This window comes from Erwinia sorbitola (assembly GCF_009738185.1).
GTDB classification, from domain to species: domain Bacteria; phylum Pseudomonadota; class Gammaproteobacteria; order Enterobacterales; family Enterobacteriaceae; genus Erwinia; species Erwinia sorbitola.
Window position 1 is genome coordinate 2,389,505 of sequence record NZ_CP046509.1, and the last position, 19,688, is coordinate 2,409,192.

Genomic DNA, 19,688 nt, shown 5'->3' on the forward strand with positions numbered 1-19,688 from the left:
TTTTCCCATCGCTGCACGATAAACAGCACCTATCGCACCATCTCTGGAATCAATTAGACAATTACTCCTTCGGATAGCAAAATCGCCAAAAAGAAGCAATAACTTCTTAACAACTATTCAACATAAGCCTGCGATATTATGAAATTTAAAGAAGCAATTAAGCCTTACCAGGCCGCTGCGGGCGGCTGGGGTTCTCTGGAAGCGACCACCCGTTTCGTCTTCGACAGCAAACAAGTGTTAAAAAACATGCGCAATCTGATGCGTATGAATAAAGCTAAAGGTTTCGACTGCCCCGGCTGCGCCTGGGGTGATGATAATAAAAGTACCTTCAGCTTCTGTGAGAATGGCGCTAAGGCGGTTACCTGGGAAGCGACCCGCCGTCATATTGGTGCAGAATTTTTCGCCCAGTACAGCGTCTCCGCGCTTTATCAACAGAGCGACTATTTCCTTGAGTATCAGGGCCGTCTGACCGAGCCGCTGCGCTATAACCGCGCAACTGACCACTATGAACCGATCAGCTGGGAGAATGCATTCGAACTGATTGCCCGTCATATTAAAGCAATGAATCATCCTGATCAGATGGAGCTGTATACCTCCGGCCGCGCCAGTAATGAAGCCTCCTGGTTATATCAGCTGTTCGGGCGCATGAACGGCAGTAACAACTTCCCCGACTGCTCAAATATGTGTCATGAAGCCAGCGGCACCGGGCTGAAACGCAGTATTGGCGTGGGTAAAGGGACTATCCGTCTGGATGACTTTGACCATGCAGATGCTATTTTTGTGTTTGGTCAAAACCCCGGTACTAACCATCCACGAATGCTGCACAGCCTGCGTCATGCGGCAGATAATGGTGCCAAAATTGTCACCTTTAATACGCTGCGGGAACGCGGCCTGGAACGCTTTGCTGACCCTCAAAAGCCGCTGGAAGTCGTTACCAGCATGGCGGGCAAAATCAGCTCAACCTATTACCAGCCTAATCTTGGCGGCGATATGGCCGCTATTCGCGGCATGGTGAAAGTACTGGCGGAAAATCATCGTGCGCTGGTCGCCGCTGGCGAGAAAGGTCTGTTTGATGAGATGTTCATCAATGCTAAAACCGAAGGCCTTGAAGCCTGGCTTGCGGTAGTAGACGCCACCGAATGGTCTCACATTGTCCGTCAGTCCGGTTTGAGCGAACAGCAAATACGCGAAGCAGCTGCTATCTACCAAAGCTCCGAAAGGGTGATTTGTACCTGGGCGATGGGCATCACCCAGCATAAGCATTCGGTGGATACGGTGCGAGAAATCGTCAATCTGCAACTGCTGTTCGGGCAGCTGGGCAAGAAAGGTGCCGGCCTGTGTCCGGTGCGTGGTCACAGCAATGTGCAGGGTAACCGGACTATGGGCATCGATGAGAAGCCGTCAAAGGCGTTTCTCGACAGCCTGGGCCAGCATTTTGGCTTTGAGCCTCCGCGCGAGGTGGGTCATAACACCGTGCAGGCACTGGAAGCCATGCTTCGCGATGAGATTAAAGTGCTGATCGCGCTTGGCGGTAATCTTGCCGCCGCCGCACCGGACAGTCCGCGCACCGAAGAGGCGCTGAAACGCTGCGGTCTTACCGTGCAAATCAGTACCAAGCTGAACCGCAGCCACCTCTGCCCTGGGGCTATTGATGCGCTGATCCTGCCAACGCTGGGACGTACCGAGCAGGATATTCAAGCCACCGGCCCACAGTTTATTACCGTAGAAGACTCCTTCAGCATGGTGCATGCTTCTGAAGGTGTCGGTAAGCCAATTGCCGATACTCAGCGTTCGGAAACCTGGATTGTCGCCGGTATTGCGCATGCCGTATTGGGCAATGAAAAGGTTGACTGGCTGGGGCTGGCGGACGATTACAACAAAATCCGTGACCATATTGCCGCGACTCTGCCTGGCTTCAGCGATTTCAACGCCAAATGCGATATGAAAGGCGGGTTTTACCTCGGCAATGCGGCGGCTGAACTGCGTTTTAATACGCTAAATGGGAAGGCCCAGTTTAGCGCGGCTGCTCTGCCTGGCTCACTCTTTCCGCAGCTGGATGTCGAGGTGCCATTTACTCTGCAAACTTTGCGTTCTCACGACCAGTACAACACCACCATTTACGGGCTTGATGATCGTTATCGCGGTGTCTACGGTCAGCGAGAAGTGCTGTTTATCAATCCGCAAGATATGGAGAGTATGGGTTACGCTGCCGGAGATAATGTTGATATTGAAACCCTGTGGAATGACGGCATCACGCGTAAAGTCAGCGGTTTTAAGCTGGTGCCTTATGCCATCCCTCAAGGCAATCTGGCCGCCTATTATCCCGAAACTAATCCGCTGGTGCCGCTGTCGAGTTTTGGTGACGATAGCGGGACACCGACCTCAAAGTCGGTGCCGGTAAAAATTAGCCTGTCACCGCTGGTACCGGGATTACGTATCGCGTGACCGTGTAGCCCGGCCGGTCACCTGTTCAAGGGTCGTCCGCCGGGCCGTTCAACAAGGCTTTTTACTTGCCGTCAGGCGGTTAATCGCGTAAAACTGTCTGCCGCTCTTAGGCCACGAAAACGTTGAAATTATGTTCCAGGATAACCCGCTGCTCGCGCAGCTTAAAGAGAAACTCCACTCCCAGACGCCGCGTGTTGAGGGTGTGGTAAAAGGCACTGAAAAAGGTTTCGGCTTCCTGGAAGTCGATGCACAGAAAAGCTACTTTATTCCGCCACCGTTCATGAAAAAGGTTATGCACGGTGACCGTATCAGCGCAGTTATTCAGACCGACAAAGATCGTGAAGTTGCCGATCCGGAAACGCTGATTGAACCGTTCCTGACCCGTTTTGTTGGCCGCGTTCAGAAGAAAGACGATCGCCTGTCGATCATTCCTGACCATCCGCTGCTGAGAGACGCCATTCAGTGCCGTCCGGATCGAAGTGTGAAGCATGACTTCCAGGCCGGTGACTGGGCAGTAGCTGAGATGCGCCGCCACCCGCTGAAAGGCGATCGTGGTTTCTATGCCGAGCTGACCGAATTTATTACTACTGCGGATGACCATCTGGCTCCGTGGTGGGTGACCCTGTCTCGTCACAATCTGGAGCGTGAAGCACCAGATGTGGCAACGCCGGAAGAGATGCTGGACGAACAGCTGGAGCGTGAAGACCTCACCGCACTGACCTTCGTTACCATCGACAGCGCCAGCACTGAAGATATGGACGATGCACTCTATGTTGAAGAAGCCGCCGATGGCGCACTGAAACTTACGGTTGCCATTGCCGATCCTACCGCTTATGTACCGGCAGGAAGCAAACTCGATGCTGTTGCCGCCGAGCGTTCGTTTACTAACTACCTGCCGGGCTTTAACATTCCGATGCTGCCGCGTCAGCTCTCTGACGATATCTGTTCGCTGCGTCCGAATGAGCGCCGCCCGGTTCTGGCCTGCCGGGTAACCATCGCCGCTGATGGTACGCCGCATGATGACATTGAGTTCTTTGCCGCCTGGATTGAGTCTAAGTCCAAGCTGGTGTACGACAATGTCTCTGACTGGCTGGAAACGAACGGTGAGAGCGAATGGCAGCCGGAAAGCGAGGCAATTGCTGAACAGATTCGTCTGTTGCACCGCCTGTGCCTGGCGCGTAGCGAATGGCGTCAGACCCATGCGCTGGTGTTTAAAGATCGCCCTGACTTCCGCTTCCTGCTGGGTGAGAAAGGCGAAGTGCTGGATATTATTGCCGAGCACCGCCGTATTGCTAACCGCATTGTTGAAGAGTCGATGATTCTGGCTAATATCTGCGCAGCCACCGTGCTGAGTGATAAGCTGGGCTTTGGGATCTATAACGTTCACCTCGGTTTTGACGATGTGAACGCCGAGCAGGCAGCCGCTGTACTGGCAAACCATGGTGTGACAGCCGACCCTCAGGCTATCTCAACGCTCGAGGGTTTCCGTACCCTGCGCCGCGAGTTAGACACCCTGCCGACACAGTTCCTCGACAGTCGTATTCGTCGTTTCCAGTCGTTTGCAGAAGTCAGCACCACCCCTGGCCCGCACTTCGGTCTTGGCCTGGAAGCTTATGCAACCTGGACTTCCCCGATCCGTAAGTATGGCGATATGGTGAACCATCGCCTGCTGAAAGCGATCATCAAAGGGGAAAAAACCGACCGCCCTGCTGATGAAGTGACGGTGAAGATGGGCGAGCGCCGCCGTCAGAACCGCATGGCAGAGCGTGATGTGGGCGACTGGCTCTACTCGCGTTTCCTGCAGAAAGCCGTTGGCACTGACCAGCGTTTCAAAGCAGAAGTGATCGACGTTTCCCGTGGTGGTATGCGCGTACGCCTTCAGGAAAACGGCGCGGTTGCCTTTATTCCTGCCCCATTCATCCACGCGGTGCGTGATGAGCTGGTGTGCAGCAATGAAAATGGCACCGTACAGATCAAAGGCGAAGTTGTTTATCGCGTCACCGATCTGATTGAAGTGACCATCGCCGAAGTGCGTATGGAAACTCGCAGTATTGTGGCCCGCCCGGTAGCCTGATAGCTGTAAACGGGATAGCCTCAGGGTTATCCCGTTTTATTCGCCTCATCCGCCCTTCCATTCTGATAAAAAACCCCTCTGCGCTTCACAGTTCTCACTGTCTGACTTTTCATTAACATCCTTTTACATTACGTTTAATTTGTTTCCCCTCGCAGGGTTCTGGCAAGCGGTATGCCATAAACAACCTCAAAACTAACTGGATTGATCGGATGATCTGGCGGCGGCATTTTTCGCTATTAACCGCGTACTAAGCAGCCTTTTGCCTGACATTCATGAGGGTACGGTGGTTGTTCGCGAGGAAAATGTTAATAATTCTGAAATAACACTATGAAAGTAAAGATTTTTAAACACAACCTCTTAAAGTCAAATTTTACCAATAAAGAGGTCTCTTTAGTCAAATTAAGTTGTTAATATGCTCTTCCGGTCGCCAGATCGGGGTGATTATGCTACCAGCTAATTTTCATCAGAAAAATATATTGTCTTCGCAGCTTGTGATTCTGCTGGTTGCCGAATACTGTTGCTAAAATAAGAAGATACCATCTGCAAAGAAGCACCAAGGGAGAGAAGAATGACCGATGAACAAGGGCAAGCGCTATTGTATGCGTATTTCGGTACCAGCAGCCCTCATTGGCGTTTATCCTCCGATAGTGATGCCTTGCAATTTACTCAAGATGAAGGCGGCGAAACTAATATCGCCGTCCCGTTAACACCACCGCAGGCGAGCCTGCTCCGCAGTATGAAGGTGATCACCACCAGCGTTAACCTGACCATTACGCTCTACGGGGATACGCTATCCATGCATCTGGTCGGCAGGAAGGTTTCTCAGAATGCCTGGGCCGGCACCGCTTCAGCATGGGGAGACACCTCTTCCGTAGCGCGAGATCTGGCATCTGGCCTGTCGTTTGCTGAACAGGTGGTATCTGAAGCCAATTCTGTGATTGTTATCGTCGATCATCAGGGCAATATCCAGCGTTTTAACCGCCTCTGCGAAGAGTACACCGGCCTGAAAGAGCATGAAGTTATCGGCCGCAATGTTTTTCAGCTATTTATGACGCGCCAGGAAGCCGCCGCATCAAGGCGTAATATCAGCATGTTTTTCCGCGAAGGCAGCTCCTATGAAGTTGAGCGCTGGATTAAAACTAAAAAAGGTCAACGTCTTTTCCTGTTCCGCAATAAGTTTGTCCATAGTGGCAGCGGCAAAAACGAGATATACCTGATCTGCTCCGGTACAGATATTACCGAAGAGCGCCGCGCTCAGGAGCGGCTGCGCGTACTGGCAAACACCGATACTATTACCGGACTGCCAAATCGCAATGCGATTAACCACGAAATCACCGAGGCGCTGGATAAACGCGTCGACCAGCAGATTGGCGTGGTTTACCTCGATCTGGACAATTTCAAAAAAGTGAACGATGCCTACGGGCATATGTTTGGCGACCAGCTGTTGCAGGCGGTTTCTCTTGCTATTTTAAGCTGCCTGGACAAACACCAAACGCTGGCTCGCCTGGGTGGCGACGAGTTTATCGTGCTGGCTGAAGACACCAGTCAGGCAGCACTGGAGGCAATGTCTTCACGTATTCTTGAGCGACTAAAAAAACCGTTCCGTATTGGTTTGATCGAGGTCTATTCCGGGTGCTCAGTGGGTATTGCCCTCGCCCCACAGCATGGTGAAGATCGGGAAAGTTTGATCCGTAATGCCGATACCGCGATGTACACGGCGAAAGAGAATGGGCGTGGTAAATTCTGCATCTTCTCCGCCGAGATGAATCATCGCGTGTTTGAATATCTCTGGCTCGATACCAATCTACGTAAGGCGCTTGAGCATCACCAGCTGGTGCTCCACTATCAGCCAAAACTGAATTCGGATGGTTCGGTCAGTAGCGTTGAAGCGCTGGTACGCTGGATGTCTCCTGAGCGCGGATTGATCCCGCCTGACAGCTTCATTTCTTATGCTGAAGAGTCTGGTTTAATTATTCCCCTTGGCCGCTGGGTGATGCTGACCGTACTGGAGCAAATTCTGCGCTGGCGCAAAAAAGGAATTGATCTGCGGGTTGCGGTTAATGTTTCACCGCGCCAGCTCGTTGACCAAAGTATTTATACCGACCTGAAACTGGCGCTGGACGACGCCGGGCTGAAGACCTGCCCGATTGATATTGAGCTGACGGAAAGCTGTCTGATTGAAAATGAACAGCTGGCGCTGGAACTGATGGAGCAGTTCCAGAAACTGGGAGCGGCGGTACATCTGGATGATTTTGGTACCGGATACTCTTCGTTATCGCAGTTAGCTCGCGTTCCGATTGATGCAATTAAACTCGACCAGAGCTTTATCCGCGGTGTTAATGAGCAGGAAGTCTCGCAATCACTGGTCAGAGCCATTGTTGCGGTAGCTAAGGCGCTCAATTTGCAGGTGATCGCAGAAGGGATTGAGACAGTTGAAGAAGCTGAGTTTGTTATGGCTAGCGGCGTAGATACACGCCAGGGATTTTTATATGCAAAGCCAATGCCCGCCGATGAGATCGAGCACTGGCTTACGCGGCATCATGCCATTACTAGTCCCTGATTACGATTATCAGCCCGCTTTGAGCAATGACTGTGCACTGTGGCGGTTTTGTAACAGTACCAGTCGCTCCATATAGGCAATATCTTTTGGTTCCATGGTAAAGGCAAAATCGACCCAGTCCTCGGTAATATCCATCAGCTCTGCGCGGGTTAGCTGTAGCACGCGCTGGCGAGCTTTTAACATCGCTCTGACACCGTTCAGTTTCGGTCTCAACGTATCGATAAAGGTACGTGTGCAGCGATAGCCCTCTCCGGGCTGGAACAACCTATCAACCAGCCCGCGCGTTTCAAACCACTCCGCCGTATGCGACTCCCCTTCACAAATCAGCTCCTCTGCCAGTTTCATACCCGAACGACGTGCAACTAATGAGTACCCTCCCATGCCCGGGAACAGGTTGAAAGCAATTTCCGGGAAGCCCATACGCGCGCTGTTTTGCGCCAGGATAAAGTGATGTGCAAGGGCCGCTTCAAAACCGCCCCCCAGCGCGCTGCCTTCCACCATAGCGATAGAAACGGCTCCGGTATCAAATCCGCGCGCCGCAGCATGAATGCAGTCAACGCAGGCCCGCGCATAGGCACGCAGGGCTTCGCGTCGACCATTTTTTATCGACTCGACAAAGAAACGCAGATCGCCTCCGGCATTAAACATCGTCGGAACCAGCGATCCGGTGACCCAAAAGTCAATCTTCAGCCCGGAGCGCTGGGCTGCATAGCTGAGGTTCATGATCTCTTCGATCAGCTGATGATTAAAACTGGGGCGGGGCTGGGCACGCAGCAACATCCACATGGTGTTGCGTCCTTCTTCGTAATAGGCAGAAAGTTGTGTTGTTTGTCCAGCTTCGTTAAACAGCCTGCAGGTAGTTTGATTGATAACTGTCATGGTATTTCCTCTGTTTAGTTATGCGTTCTACGCTGCTCCAGCCTAATCCAGAGTGCCATGATGCTAAATGGGTGTTTGATTTTTAAGATAAAATAACAGATTTAACCGCTATTAGTGCTGGGAGTCCGGGCTGAAAAAGAGAAGTTAATAAGAAGGAAAAGCAATAAGTTTACGAGGGAGGGACAGAAGAATATTGATGAAATACAGTAGAATAATCGGACAATGAATCAGTTTTATCTGGTGCTGATGCCGTAGTAAAAAGACATCAGCAGCAGTGATTAGCCTCTAATTTTGGCCATAATAGGCGTTTTTGCCATGTTTTCGCAGATAATGTTTATCCAGTAATACCTGTTGAACTGCGGGTAGCTGTGGCGTAAGTTGCTGGCTGAAAATGCCCATATAAGCCACCTCTTCCAACACTACTGCACTGTGTACTGCATCTTCTGCACTTCGCCCCCAGGCAAACGGCCCATGTGAGTTAACCAGCACTGCGGGGATCGCCAGCGGATCAATTCCACGCTGTTCCAGGGTTTCAATAATCACCTGCCCGGTTTGCCACTCGTAGCGTTCGGTTATTTCGTTGTCATGCATCTGGCGTGTACAGGGTATTGCACCGTAAAAGTCATCGGCGTGTGTTGTGCCCCAGGCCGGAAGATCCTTTCCTGCCTGCGCCCAGATAGTGGCATGGCGTGAGTGCGTATGCACAATTCCACCCACCTGCGGCCAGGCGAGATAGAGCGCACGATGCGTGTCAGTATCCGATGAAGGCCGTTTATCCCCTTCGATAACCTCGCCGGTTTCGAGTGCCACGACCACCATATCGTCACGCTGCATTGCTTCGTAACTGACGCCAGAAGGTTTTATCACCATCAGCCCTTGCTGACGATCAATGGCACTCACATTGCCCCAGGTGAAGGTCACCAGTCCGTAGCGAGGTAGCGCAAGGTTGGCTTCAAGTACCTGCTGCTTAAGCTGTTCCAGCATGTTGATATCTCCATAGCGGTTTTGATTTATTGTCAGCGCCACGAGGAAATGGGGGTATGGATACATTGGCTGTATCAGCGGCAGAATCCGGCTGACCACCTGTTTTTGAGCGGAGATACCTGTTGTCGGAAAGAAAAAATTAAGATTTTTTACCTGTTAAGACCTGTCGTAATATTTCAAAATAAACATAGCTCTTAACCTGAGTGATAGTTAGACTCCTAACCTTCAGAGCGCGCTGCCGCCGACCCGGCCATTAATTGAGGCCAGAAAATCTGGTTTTCAAATTAATTTTGCCCAATCAGTGATAGAAATCACCAGAAAAGGCGCAGGTCTGGCTCTGATATTCAGAGTGTCTTCTATACTTCAGAGGTATCTCGTTGCTGCACTTTAAGGAGAAGTTATTATGTCAATCACTGCAAAACGCATCACCGCCGCCGTGCTGGCCGCAACCTTAGTTCTCTCCCTGAGCGCATGCTCAAACTGGTCTAAACGCGATCGCAATACGGCAATTGGCGCAGGTGCCGGCGCAATTGGCGGCTCTATTCTGACAAACGGAAGTGGTTTAGGCACCGTTGGTGGCGCCGCCGTCGGCGGGATCATCGGACATCAGGTCGACTAACAATAACGCAGCATATCGTGGGCCGAACTCTGTTCGGCCCTGTAACTTATCAGCCTCCGGCCAGTTTGACCTTAAAGCCTTTCGCTTCCAGCAGGGTTTTTAACAGGTCGCGTTTATCCCCCTGAATTTCAATAATCCCCTCTTTCAATGCTCCGCCACAGCCACATTTTTTCTTCAGCTCTGCCGTCAGCTTATTGAGTTCGCTATCATCAAGATCGATTCCACTGATTAAACAAACACCCTTCCCTTTTCGGCCACTTGTCTGACGCTGAATACGCACGATACCATCGCCTTTTGGACGCTGAACAGCGACTTTAGGTTCTTCGATTCGTCCGGTTTCAGTGGAGTAGACCAGGCGACTATTGTCTGCGGCCATTATGCCTCCTTCAGAGAGCTGAGAATGTCACGCAGCGTCGCTGCTGGATCGGTTGATTGGGTAATAGGACGACCGATCACCATATAATCTACCCCAGCCTGCTGTGCCTGTTGTGGTGTCATGATACGACGCTGGTCGCCAGCATCGCTGCCAGCCGGACGAATGCCCGGTGTAACCAGACGGAAATCCTGGCCGATGACCTGTTTGAAATGACGGGCCTCCTGCGCCGAGCAAACCACGCCATCCAGACCACACTGATGCGTGAGACGAGCCAGCCGTTCAGCCTGCTCTGCCGGTGTAAGCTCAATGCCAAGACCGCGTAAATCTTCCGCATCCATGCTGGTCAGCACAGTAACCGCAATCAGCAGTGGTGCATCTTTGCCAAACGGTAACAGAGCCTCACGCGCGGCACTCATCATACGTGCGCCACCGCTGGCGTGGACGTTTACCATCCATACGCCGAGATCGGCAGCTGCCGCAACGGCATGAGCGGTAGTATTGGGAATATCATGGAACTTCAGATCGAGGAAGACTTCAAATCCGCGCTGTTGTAGTTCACGTACCCACTGGGGGCCAAACAGGGTAAACATCTCTTTACCGACTTTGAGACGGCAACTTCCTGGTTCGATTTGGTCTACAAATGCCAGAGCGCGATTACGATCCGCATAATCTAACGCCACCACAATCGGTGAGCCGGTAACCTGAGGTGAAAGCATGGAATTACCCTCTTTGAGTGGAGCACCGCATGGCGCAAACGATAAACGGCATGCATTCTACCTGTGACGCGGGAAAATGCACAGTTTAGTTAGCGGCGCTTGATGTGATGTCCAGGGCGAGGCGTGCCTCGCCCCTACGGTAATGGGAATGCCCGTTGACGCCGGGTGACCCTGACGAGGCGTGCCTCGCCCCTGCGGTAATGGGAATGCCCGGTGACGCCGGGTGACTCTGACGAGGCGTGCCTCGCCCCTGCGGTAATGGGAATGCCCGGTGACACCGGGTGACTCTGACGAGGCGTGCCTCGCCCCTACGGTAATGGGAATGTCCGGTGATGCCGGGTGACTCTGACGAGGCGTGCCTCGCCCCTGCGGTAATGGGAATGCCCGTTGACGCCGGGTGGTTCTGATGAAGTGTATCTGTCCCTGTGAACCACAAAAATACCTGCAAGGCAATAACGACGGCGATGTTTCTGGCATCGTTGTAAAAAGCAATATTAGTATGTTGTAACTAAAGTGGGATGTAAAACCAGATTTAACTACGGCCAGCATTACTGGCCGTCCAGCCCACGAATCGGTTTAACCGAAGACCAGGCACGGCACGATGGGCAATGCCAGTAAAGTGCATGTGCAGTGAAGCCACACTTATGACAACGATAGCGCGGTTTGGTGCGAATCTGTTCGCCCACCATATCACGCAGCACCATCAGGCTCTCTTTCGCCCGGCCATCTTCAGCTTCCTGAAGATTGAAGTCCATCAGCCGGTGGAAAACTCGCATGGTTGGATGGCGCTGAAGCTGGCGGGTAATATAGGTTTGCGCCACTTCGGCACCCTCTTCCCGGTCAAGAATGCCCGCGAGGTAAAGCTCGGCTGCTGCGCCGGTATTCTCCTCAACGCAGCGCTGAAGATATTCACTCCATGCCTGCGGCTGATCAAGATGCTGATAGCACCCTTCCAGCATCTCCAGTGTTTCACTGACCAGCTCTTTATCCTGCTCAATTACCCGCTGTAAATGCACCACAGCTTTGGCATACTCATTTTTTGCCATATGAATACGCCCCATCATAATCGAGACGCGGGCGCTGTTGCGATCGGCAGCCTCACCTTTCTTAAGCAGGCTCATAGCGCGGTCAAGATCGTCGCTGCTGATCGCCTGTAAGGCCAGCTCACAGTAAAAATGGGCAATTTCCATTTTCAGGCGCTCTTTGCCCTGCTTCACCAGCCGCTCTGCAACTTCGATCGCATTAGGCCAGTCGCTGGTCGCCTGATGAATAATCAGCAGCTGCTGTAACGCGCTGATGCGAAAATCAGTTTCATCCACCAGCTGGCCGAACATCTGTTCAGCACGGTCATAAAACCCCGCAGCCATATAGTCACGGCCAAGTTGCTGAATCGCCAGCAGGCGCTGATCGTAGGTCAGTGATGCGCTTTCCATCAGCGCCTGGTGAATGCGGATAGCACGGTCAACCTCACCCCGGGAGCGAAACAGGTTACCCAGAGTAAGGTGTGCCTCCACCGTGCCGCTGTCCTCTTTCAACATATCGAGAAACAGATCGACCGCTTTGTCCTGCTGGTTAGAGAGGAGGAAGTTCACCCCGGTCACATAGTCACGTGACAGGCGGCTCGCTTCCTGTTGCTTATCCTGTTGCGCACTTCTGCGCCCCATATACCAGCCATAGGCGGCGGCGACGGGGAGTAACAGAAACAGCAGTTCTAACATAAATGATTATTCCTTGACGGCAGGTGCCTGTGACACTGTAACGGATTGTTCAGTCTGCCCCAGTTGCTGCTGAAGGCGCTTAAGTTTGCGTTGCGCATGTGCCAGTGAAACACGTACGCGCAGCCAAAACAGCCCACAGATTGCCCAGCCCAGTAAAAAACCTGCGGCAAACAGTGAAGCCAGCAGCGTCGACACACGGTATTCGCCCTGTGCCAGCAGGTAGTTAAATTTCACTATCTGATCGTTGTGCGCGCCAAGCGTGACAGAAATGACGAAAATCGCCATGACAACTAAAAAAATCAATAAATATTTCACAGTTCATCCCATACCCTGGAGTTAACCAGATGAATTATGCCAAAAAAATCGCTCTTATGCTTGCATAGATGTAACGCGCCGCTGGCCGCCCCACTATTTTTCTTTGCACTTTCTGGCCATTTGCCAGCCAAAAATAGAGCTGAACAGAAGATATGGGGACGGAATAGCGCCTTTACAATCAAGGCGTTTCATTTTCCCGCTGCGCTATCTCCTGCTGCTCCTGTGGCGGCACCGTTAGTGGCCCACAGAATCGCTGTGCCAGCCAGACCGCGAGGCTGATAAACAGCCAGCTGATCAATGTGGCAAAAATCAGATCGCGCGGCCAGTGCATTCCCAGTGCCAGACGACTTCCCATCACGGTCACCGCCCAGCCCATCAGCAGCACAATGGTGACATAACGCCGACGCGGCCATAGCAGCCCTACCCCCAGTAACGCCCAGCTGGCAGCAAACATGCTGTGGCCAGAAGGAAAGGCAAACCCGGTTTCAAATGCCCAGTGTTTTTTTAACCAGTCAGGGAGCCGGGTATCCTGCGCTATAGCAGTGCTGACCATTTCACTACGCTGCGGGCGCTTTTGCAGATAGAACTGCTGCGGATTAATGGCGTAGGTTTTCTCCAGCCACAGTACGTAAGGACGTGGTTCCTGAACCTGCTGTTTGATCACATTTTTGGTGTATTGCCCGGCAAGCAGCGTGGCAATAATAATCCCCATCAGAAACACCGCTGGCTTCCAGCGAAAGCGCAGACACCAGAGAAACCAGCCACATAATATGGCGCTGGTTAATGTCCCCCACGGCCTGGTGACCGTTTCTGTAAACCAGAACAACAGCTTGTAACCCCATCCCATGGAAACCGGCTGCCAGTGCCAGCCAGACAGCATCACCCCCACTGGCAGTATCAACAATATCAGCATACCGAGGGTGGTACGTTTGAGGATCTCTGCCATTTTCGTTCCTTTATAGCCGTCGCTCTCGCGAGTTTGTTATAAGATTATCTTAAAAAAGAATAACATAAGAATTGTGATAGCGATAATTGTGCTGTATTACAACAATCGCTCTAACGTATTAACTGCCACGCGATGTGTTGTGGCAAAATAGGCACAATTGTTTGCGTCAGGTTACTGACACTGCGATATCTGATGATAACGCAACACCTGAAGTTTCTGGAGAGTCACATGCAGCTTAAACGTGTAGCAGAAGCCAATCTGCCCACACCCTGGGGGGATTTCCTCATGGTCGGTTTCGAAGAACTGGCAACCGGGCACGATCATGTCGCGCTGGTTTTCGGCGATGTTTCGGATAGCAAACCCGTGCTGTCCCGTGTTCATTCTGAGTGTCTGACGGGTGATGCTCTGTTTAGTCTGCGCTGTGATTGCGGGTTTCAGCTGGAAGCCGCTCTGAGCCAGATTGCCGAGCAGGGCCGCGGTATATTACTGTATCACCGCCAGGAAGGCCGCAACATCGGCCTGCTGAACAAGATCCGCGCCTATGCATTGCAGGATAAGGGCTATGACACGGTGGAAGCGAATAATCAGTTAGGATTTGCTGCTGATGAGCGCGACTTCACTCTCTGTGCGGATATGTTCAAGCTGCTGGGGATTCATGAAGTGCGCCTGCTGACGAATAATCCACGTAAAGTAGAGATCCTCACTGAAGCAGGTATCAATATTGTTGAGCGTGTACCGCTGATTGTGGGTAGAAACCCTAACAATGCTCACTACCTGGATACTAAAGCCGCCAAGATGGGCCATTTGCTGACCAAATAACCCTCGGCGCGTATCCTGCTCCCCGGCCGCCTGCCAACGACGGCAGCCGGGGAGTAACCGGTACTATTGCAGCATATTACGAATCACGTAGTGCAAAATGCCGTTATTCTGATAGTAGGTCAGCTCATTACCGGTATCGATACGACAACGCGCTTCCAGCTCCTCCTGACTTCCATCCATTCGCGTCAGCGTCACCTTCACCACGCCTCCCGGGGTTAACTGATTCAGATCCTGCACATCAATTTGCTCATCTCCGGTCAGCCCAAGAGTTTTACGCGTTACGCCTGACGGAAACTCCAGCGGCAGTATACCCATACCGATGAGATTCGAACGGTGAATACGCTCAAAAGATTCAGCGATCACCACGCGCACCCCTTGCAGACGCGGGCCTTTTGCCGCCCAGTCACGACTGGAGCCGGAGCCGTACTCTTTACCGGCAATGACCGCCAGCGGGATCCCGGCTTTCTGGTAGCGCATTGCCGCATCGTAGATCGCCATCTGTTCATTCCCGGGAATATAGCGGGTCATCCCGCCTTCCACGCCCGGCACCATCTCATTACGAATGCGGATATTGGCAAAGGTACCGCGCATCATGACTTCATGATTACCGCGACGCGATCCGTAGGAGTTGAAATCCGTGCGTTCCACGCCATGATCGAGCAGATAGCGCCCTGCCGGGCTGTCCGCTTTAATGCTGCCAGCGGGGGAAATATGATCCGTAGTAACAGAATCCCCAAGCATTGCCAGGATACGCGCACCATGAATGTCCCGGACTGGCTCTGGCTCTTTTTCCATATCATCAAAGAACGGCGACAGACGAATATAGGTTGAATCGCCATCCCAGTCATAGGTCGCCGCCTCACTGACCTTAATCTGCTGCCACTCCGGCGTGCCTTCAAACACTTCTGCATACTCTTTATGGAACATATCGGTTGAAACCATCTGCACGGCTTCTGCGATCTCTTCCGGCGACGGCCAGATATCTTTGAGGTAGACCGGATTCCCGGCGGTATCTTCACCAATTGGATCGGTTTGCAGGTTCAGAGTCATATTCCCGGCCAGCGCATAGGCCACCACCAGCGGCGGTGAAGCAAGCCAGTTAGTTTTAACCAACGGATGAATACGCCCTTCGAAATTGCGGTTACCAGACAGCACTGCCCCCACGGTAAGGTCACCCTGTTTGATCGCCGTTTCAATTTCTTCCGGCAGCGGGCCTGAGTTACCGATGCAGGTGGTACAGCCATATCCCACCAGATTAAAGCCCAGCTTATCGAGATAAGGCGTCAGGCGCGCGGCAGCGAGGTAGTCAGACACCACTTTTGAGCCAGGTGCCAGCGATGCTTTAACCCACGGCTGGCGTTTAAGTCCGAGGCTGACGGCTTTTTTTGCCAGCAGCCCGGCAGCCATTAACACGCTGGGATTAGAAGTATTAGTGCAGGAGGTGATCGCCGCAATCACCACTGCGCCATCTTCAAGCTGATAGCGCTGGCTCGTGCGTCGATCCTGATAGCTGACTGCCTGATGGGCCTTCAGCGACTGATTTACTTCCAGCTCGTTACTGGCGCGGAACGCGGCCGGGACATCGCCAAGCGCCACGCGATCCTGCGGGCGTTTTGGCCCGGCAAGGCTGGATTCAACTGCGCCCATATCCAGCGCCAGAGTACTGGTGAATACCGGTTCGTCACCCGTATTGCGCCACAGCCCCTGAGCCCTGGCGTAGGCTTCGACCAGCGCAACCTGCTGCGTACTGCGCCCGGTAAGCTTCATATACCCAAGGGTGACCGCGTCAATCGGGAAGAAGCCACAGGTTGCGCCATATTCCGGTGCCATATTGGCAATTGTCGCACGATCCGCCAGAGGCAAGTCGTCCAGACCATCACCATAGAACTCAACAAACTTGCCCACCACGCCGTGCTTACGCAGCATCTGGGTAACCGTCAAAACCAGGTCGGTAGCGGTGATGCCAGGATTAAGTTTGCCGGTCAGTTTAAAACCAACCACATCCGGGATCAGCATAGAGACCGGCTGCCCCAGCATAGCGGCTTCTGCTTCAATTCCGCCAACTCCCCAGCCGAGAACTCCGAGGGCATTGATCATGGTGGTATGCGAGTCGGTTCCCACCAGAGTATCCGGATAAGCGACCTCCTGGCCTGCCTGCTCTTCATGCCAGACGGCCTGCCCCAGATATTCCAGGTTTACCTGATGGCAAATACCGGTGCCGGGCGGAACGACGCTAAAGCGGTTGAAGGCCTTTTGCCCCCAGCGCAGGAAGACGTAACGTTCATGGTTACGTTCCATCTCCAGACGCACGTTCTCTTCAAACGCGTCTTCATCGCCAAAGTGGTCAACGGTAACAGAGTGGTCAATGACCAAATCTACAGGAGAGAGTGGATTAACTTTGGCGACATCGCCACCAAGACGCTTCACCGCTTCACGCATGGCAGCGAGGTCAACGACTGCCGGGACACCGGTAAAATCCTGCATCAACACACGGGCGGGACGATAGGCAATTTCACGGTCTGCATGAGCATTTTTAAGCCACCCGGCAAGGGCTGCAATGTCTTCTTCAGTGACTGAATCGCCATCCTGCCAGCGCAGCAGATTCTCCAGTAACACTTTCATGGATTTTGGCAAACGTGATATATCGCCCAGTTTATCAGCAGCGCGTGTAAGGCTGTAATAGTGGTATTTTTGCTCGTGGACAGACAGCATATCCTGACTGAGCTGGCGTAGGGTCGTCGACATTGCTCCTCCATTGCGTATTATTTTAACATTTACCTTAAGTCACCGGAGATGCTGCTTCTGGTATAGAAGGTAAAACCTTAGTAAAGGCAAGGTTTGTTTAAACATAGCACATGCAAACCGCAACGTTTTTGCTACAACACTAATTGACAATAGTTGAAACAAAATGAAATTCAAATACAAAAACGCCCCGCTGTACTAGTCAGCGAGGCGTTATTTGTATTCGGCAGGGAATATAAATAATGGGAATTAATGCACCATCATTCCTATCCATACTGCACTAGTCCAGAACAGCGCTGAAAATGTACAGGTGCTGAACCAGGTAATTTGGGTTAAGTTCATGATTATGCTCCTTCAGGCCATATCTGGCCAAAACGTACCACATTAAACCCTCTCAATTTGAATGAGAAAGTTTTACCGTTAAATGATGGGGTTAGCATCAGAAGCGGGCGTCAAGATGCCCTGACCATTGAAGCGGCCTGAATGATAATTAACGCTGTTTTAATTTTGATTCTCAGCAATACGCCGGGAAAATTTTATTATTTCGTTATTTTACTTTTTTATCTTCGAACATTGACTCAATAAAATTGCGCTGCAAGTCATTCAAATCCCACGAAGCCGGAATGGCATCCTGTGTTTTGTTTTTGCTCTTGCAGAAACAATCGCTGGTTTTGCGTACTTGCTGTGCTTTTTGCTCTGGCTGTCTCAGGTACATACTTACCCCCATATACGCCAAATGAATAAGCCAACCACTACCCAAAACAGTGTTGAAGCAGCGAATACCGTCAGCCAGGCTTTGCGTTTCAGATTGCTGTTACGCTCAACCTTGATGGTTTTGTCCCCGAAGTCGGGTTGTACAGATAATCTAGTAGCCATAGTTTTTGATAATCACTCTCATTAAAAACGATTGTTTGAACCAATCAGAAATTAGGATGAATCCTAAACATTCTCTGTTGCAAAATCCAGTAATTTTTATTGAACAAAACGATTAACAGGATTAATCAACCATGAATAAGATTAATTAAAAGCGCTAACTCAACTAAGCCGGAATAATTACCACTTAACACAAATTAACTTCCTGCCCCCCTCTGTTAGTACCATTCTAAATCAGACCTTTATTTACTCACCCTCTGAGTCCGGGTGCTCTCCAGACTCCATAACTAGAGTATGAGAATCATCTGAACTTAGCGCAAAGGGGGACGATGAAAAATGTGTACTGTTTCTCATTTAAGAAATAACAATAGAAGAACATGTGATACATGTTTCATTTACGAAAAAATAATCAAAAGGTATTAACGTTTAGAGTAATTGCTGGCACCAATGAACAAAAAAAAAGAGCCGCTATGCGGCCCTTGATTGCATTATTCATAACAATGGTGATTATTTCGCCGGGAGTTTGATGTCTTTAAACATCGCCTCGATATCTTCGTTTGAACGTAAACCTACGGCAGTATCAACAACATCACGCGTCAGATGCGGTGCGAAGCGCTGAATAAAATCATACATATAGCTACGGAGGAAGGTGCTGCGACGGAAGCCTATTTTAGTCGTACTGAAGCTGAAAACGTCTGTAGCTTCAATACGTACCAGATCGGGATCGGAGACCGGATCAACCGCCATACTGGCAATAACCCCTACTCCCAGTCCCAGCCTTACGTAGGTTTTTATCACGTCTGCATCGGTCGCAGTAAAGACAATATGCGGGGTCAGCCCGGCACGATTGAAAGCAGTATCCAGTTCTGAACGGCCCGTAAAACCGAAGGTGTAGGTGACCAACGGATATTCTGCAAGCTCCTCAATAGAGACTTTGCTTTTTGCCGCCAGCGGGTGATCTGGTGTCACCACGATGGCGCGGTTCCAGTGATAGCAAGGTAACATGATTAAATCGTCGTACAGATGCAGTGCTTCCGTAGCAATAGCGAAATCTGCATTACCTTTAGACACCGCCTCCGCTATCTGTGTTGGCGATCCCTGATGCATATGCAGGGACACACGCGGATAGCGCTCGATAAAGCCTTTAATCACGTTGGGCAGCGCATAGCGTGCCTGAGTATGAGTGGTGGCGACGTAGAGAGAACCTTTATCCGGCCAGGTATGCTCGCCTGCGACGGATTTAATCGCATCAACTTTCGATAACACTTCGCGCGCAATGCGGATAATCTCCTGCCCCGCTGGCGTTACCTGAGTCAGATGTTTTCCGCTGCGGGCAAAAATCTGGATGCCCAGCTCATCTTCCAGCATACGTACTTGCTTACTGATACCGGGCTGCGAGGTATACAGCCCTTCGGCCGTTGAAGAGACGTTGAGGTTGTGGTTTACCACCTCAACGATGTAACGAAGCTGCTGCAATTTCATTTTTCATTCCATCCAGGGTTTGAAACAATGCGCCGAAAACCCGGCAGCATACACACAGCAAACGTAGCTGTGGCTTCAAGTACGAAGGTTATAATGCGAATACATAATAAGAAAGGCGTTATCTATAACAACTATATCAA

The 19,688-nt window shown here is 51.5% G+C and carries 16 protein-coding genes; 5 read left to right on the forward strand and 11 right to left on the reverse strand.

The window, feature by feature from the left end:
• Positions 1-138: 138 nt before the first annotated feature.
• The 3 genes from GN242_RS10655 (at position 139) to pdeR (ending at position 7,079) form a co-directional block, all read left to right on the forward strand.
• Positions 139-2,445, forward strand: coding sequence for an FdhF/YdeP family oxidoreductase (locus GN242_RS10655; protein WP_156287455.1), 2,307 nt, complete (start codon positions 139-141; stop codon positions 2,443-2,445).
• Positions 2,446-2,575: 130 nt separating this feature from the next.
• Positions 2,576-4,519 carry an exoribonuclease II gene (locus GN242_RS10660; RefSeq protein ID WP_156287456.1) on the forward strand — a complete coding sequence of 648 codons (1,944 nt, stop codon included), beginning with the start codon at positions 2,576-2,578 and terminating at the stop codon, positions 4,517-4,519.
• 568 nt (positions 4,520-5,087) lie between these two features.
• Complete coding sequence (gene pdeR, locus GN242_RS10665; protein ID WP_154751107.1) at positions 5,088-7,079, forward strand: cyclic di-GMP phosphodiesterase; 1,992 nt, start codon at positions 5,088-5,090, stop codon at positions 7,077-7,079.
• A gap of 9 nt (positions 7,080-7,088) precedes the next feature.
• On the opposite strand, the gene GN242_RS10670 is transcribed toward pdeR, so the two are convergent.
• On the reverse strand, positions 7,089-7,958 hold the full coding sequence (locus GN242_RS10670) for a crotonase/enoyl-CoA hydratase family protein (protein WP_154751106.1): 870 nt from the start codon (positions 7,956-7,958) through the stop codon (positions 7,089-7,091).
• Positions 7,959-8,243: 285 nt separating this feature from the next.
• On the reverse strand, positions 8,244-8,942 hold the full coding sequence (gene araD / locus GN242_RS10675; RefSeq protein WP_154751105.1) for an L-ribulose-5-phosphate 4-epimerase: 699 nt from the start codon (positions 8,940-8,942) through the stop codon (positions 8,244-8,246).
• Positions 8,943-9,345: 403 nt separating this feature from the next.
• On the opposite strand from araD, the gene osmB reads away from it, so the two are divergent.
• Complete coding sequence (osmB, locus tag GN242_RS10680; protein ID WP_154751104.1) at positions 9,346-9,561, forward strand: osmotically-inducible lipoprotein OsmB; 216 nt, start codon at positions 9,346-9,348, stop codon at positions 9,559-9,561.
• A gap of 49 nt (positions 9,562-9,610) precedes the next feature.
• On the opposite strand, the gene yciH is transcribed toward osmB, so the two are convergent.
• From yciH to pgpB, 5 genes are all read right to left on the reverse strand, one after another.
• Complete coding sequence (gene yciH, locus GN242_RS10685) at positions 9,611-9,937, reverse strand: stress response translation initiation inhibitor YciH (protein ID WP_154751103.1); 327 nt, start codon at positions 9,935-9,937, stop codon at positions 9,611-9,613.
• On the reverse strand, positions 9,937-10,653 hold the full coding sequence (gene pyrF, locus GN242_RS10690) for an orotidine-5'-phosphate decarboxylase (protein ID WP_154751102.1): 717 nt from the start codon (positions 10,651-10,653) through the stop codon (positions 9,937-9,939). Before pyrF ends, yciH begins: the two co-directional genes overlap by 1 nt.
• A 548-nt stretch (positions 10,654-11,201) precedes the next feature.
• Entirely contained in the window at positions 11,202-12,371 is a 1,170-nt protein-coding gene (gene lapB, locus GN242_RS10695) for a lipopolysaccharide assembly protein LapB (protein WP_154751101.1), read from the reverse strand.
• A 6-nt stretch (positions 12,372-12,377) separates the two neighbouring features.
• On the reverse strand, positions 12,378-12,686 hold the full coding sequence (locus GN242_RS10700) for a LapA family protein (RefSeq protein WP_156287457.1): 309 nt from the start codon (positions 12,684-12,686) through the stop codon (positions 12,378-12,380).
• 178 nt (positions 12,687-12,864) lie between these two features.
• Positions 12,865-13,632 carry a phosphatidylglycerophosphatase B gene (gene pgpB / locus GN242_RS10705; protein WP_154751100.1) on the reverse strand — a complete coding sequence of 256 codons (768 nt, stop codon included), beginning with the start codon at positions 13,630-13,632 and terminating at the stop codon, positions 12,865-12,867.
• A gap of 228 nt (positions 13,633-13,860) precedes the next feature.
• Between pgpB and ribA the strand changes: the two genes are divergently transcribed.
• On the forward strand, positions 13,861-14,451 hold the full coding sequence (gene ribA, locus GN242_RS10710; RefSeq protein WP_154751099.1) for a GTP cyclohydrolase II: 591 nt from the start codon (positions 13,861-13,863) through the stop codon (positions 14,449-14,451).
• 63 nt (positions 14,452-14,514) lie between these two features.
• On the opposite strand, the gene acnA is transcribed toward ribA, so the two are convergent.
• The 4 genes from acnA to cysB form a co-directional block, all read right to left on the reverse strand.
• On the reverse strand, positions 14,515-17,196 hold the full coding sequence (gene acnA / locus GN242_RS10715) for an aconitate hydratase AcnA (protein ID WP_156287458.1): 2,682 nt from the start codon (positions 17,194-17,196) through the stop codon (positions 14,515-14,517).
• Positions 17,197-17,740: 544 nt separating this feature from the next.
• Positions 17,741-17,908, reverse strand: coding sequence for a YciX family protein (locus tag GN242_RS10720; RefSeq protein WP_154751097.1), 168 nt, complete (start codon positions 17,906-17,908; stop codon positions 17,741-17,743).
• Positions 17,909-17,910: 2 nt separating this feature from the next.
• Positions 17,911-18,069, reverse strand: coding sequence for a YmiA family putative membrane protein (locus GN242_RS10725; RefSeq protein ID WP_154751096.1), 159 nt, complete (start codon positions 18,067-18,069; stop codon positions 17,911-17,913).
• A gap of 504 nt (positions 18,070-18,573) precedes the next feature.
• Positions 18,574-19,548, reverse strand: a complete 975-nt coding sequence (gene cysB, locus GN242_RS10730) for an HTH-type transcriptional regulator CysB (RefSeq protein WP_154751095.1) — start codon at positions 19,546-19,548, stop codon at positions 18,574-18,576.
• Positions 19,549-19,688 lie beyond the last annotated feature (140 nt).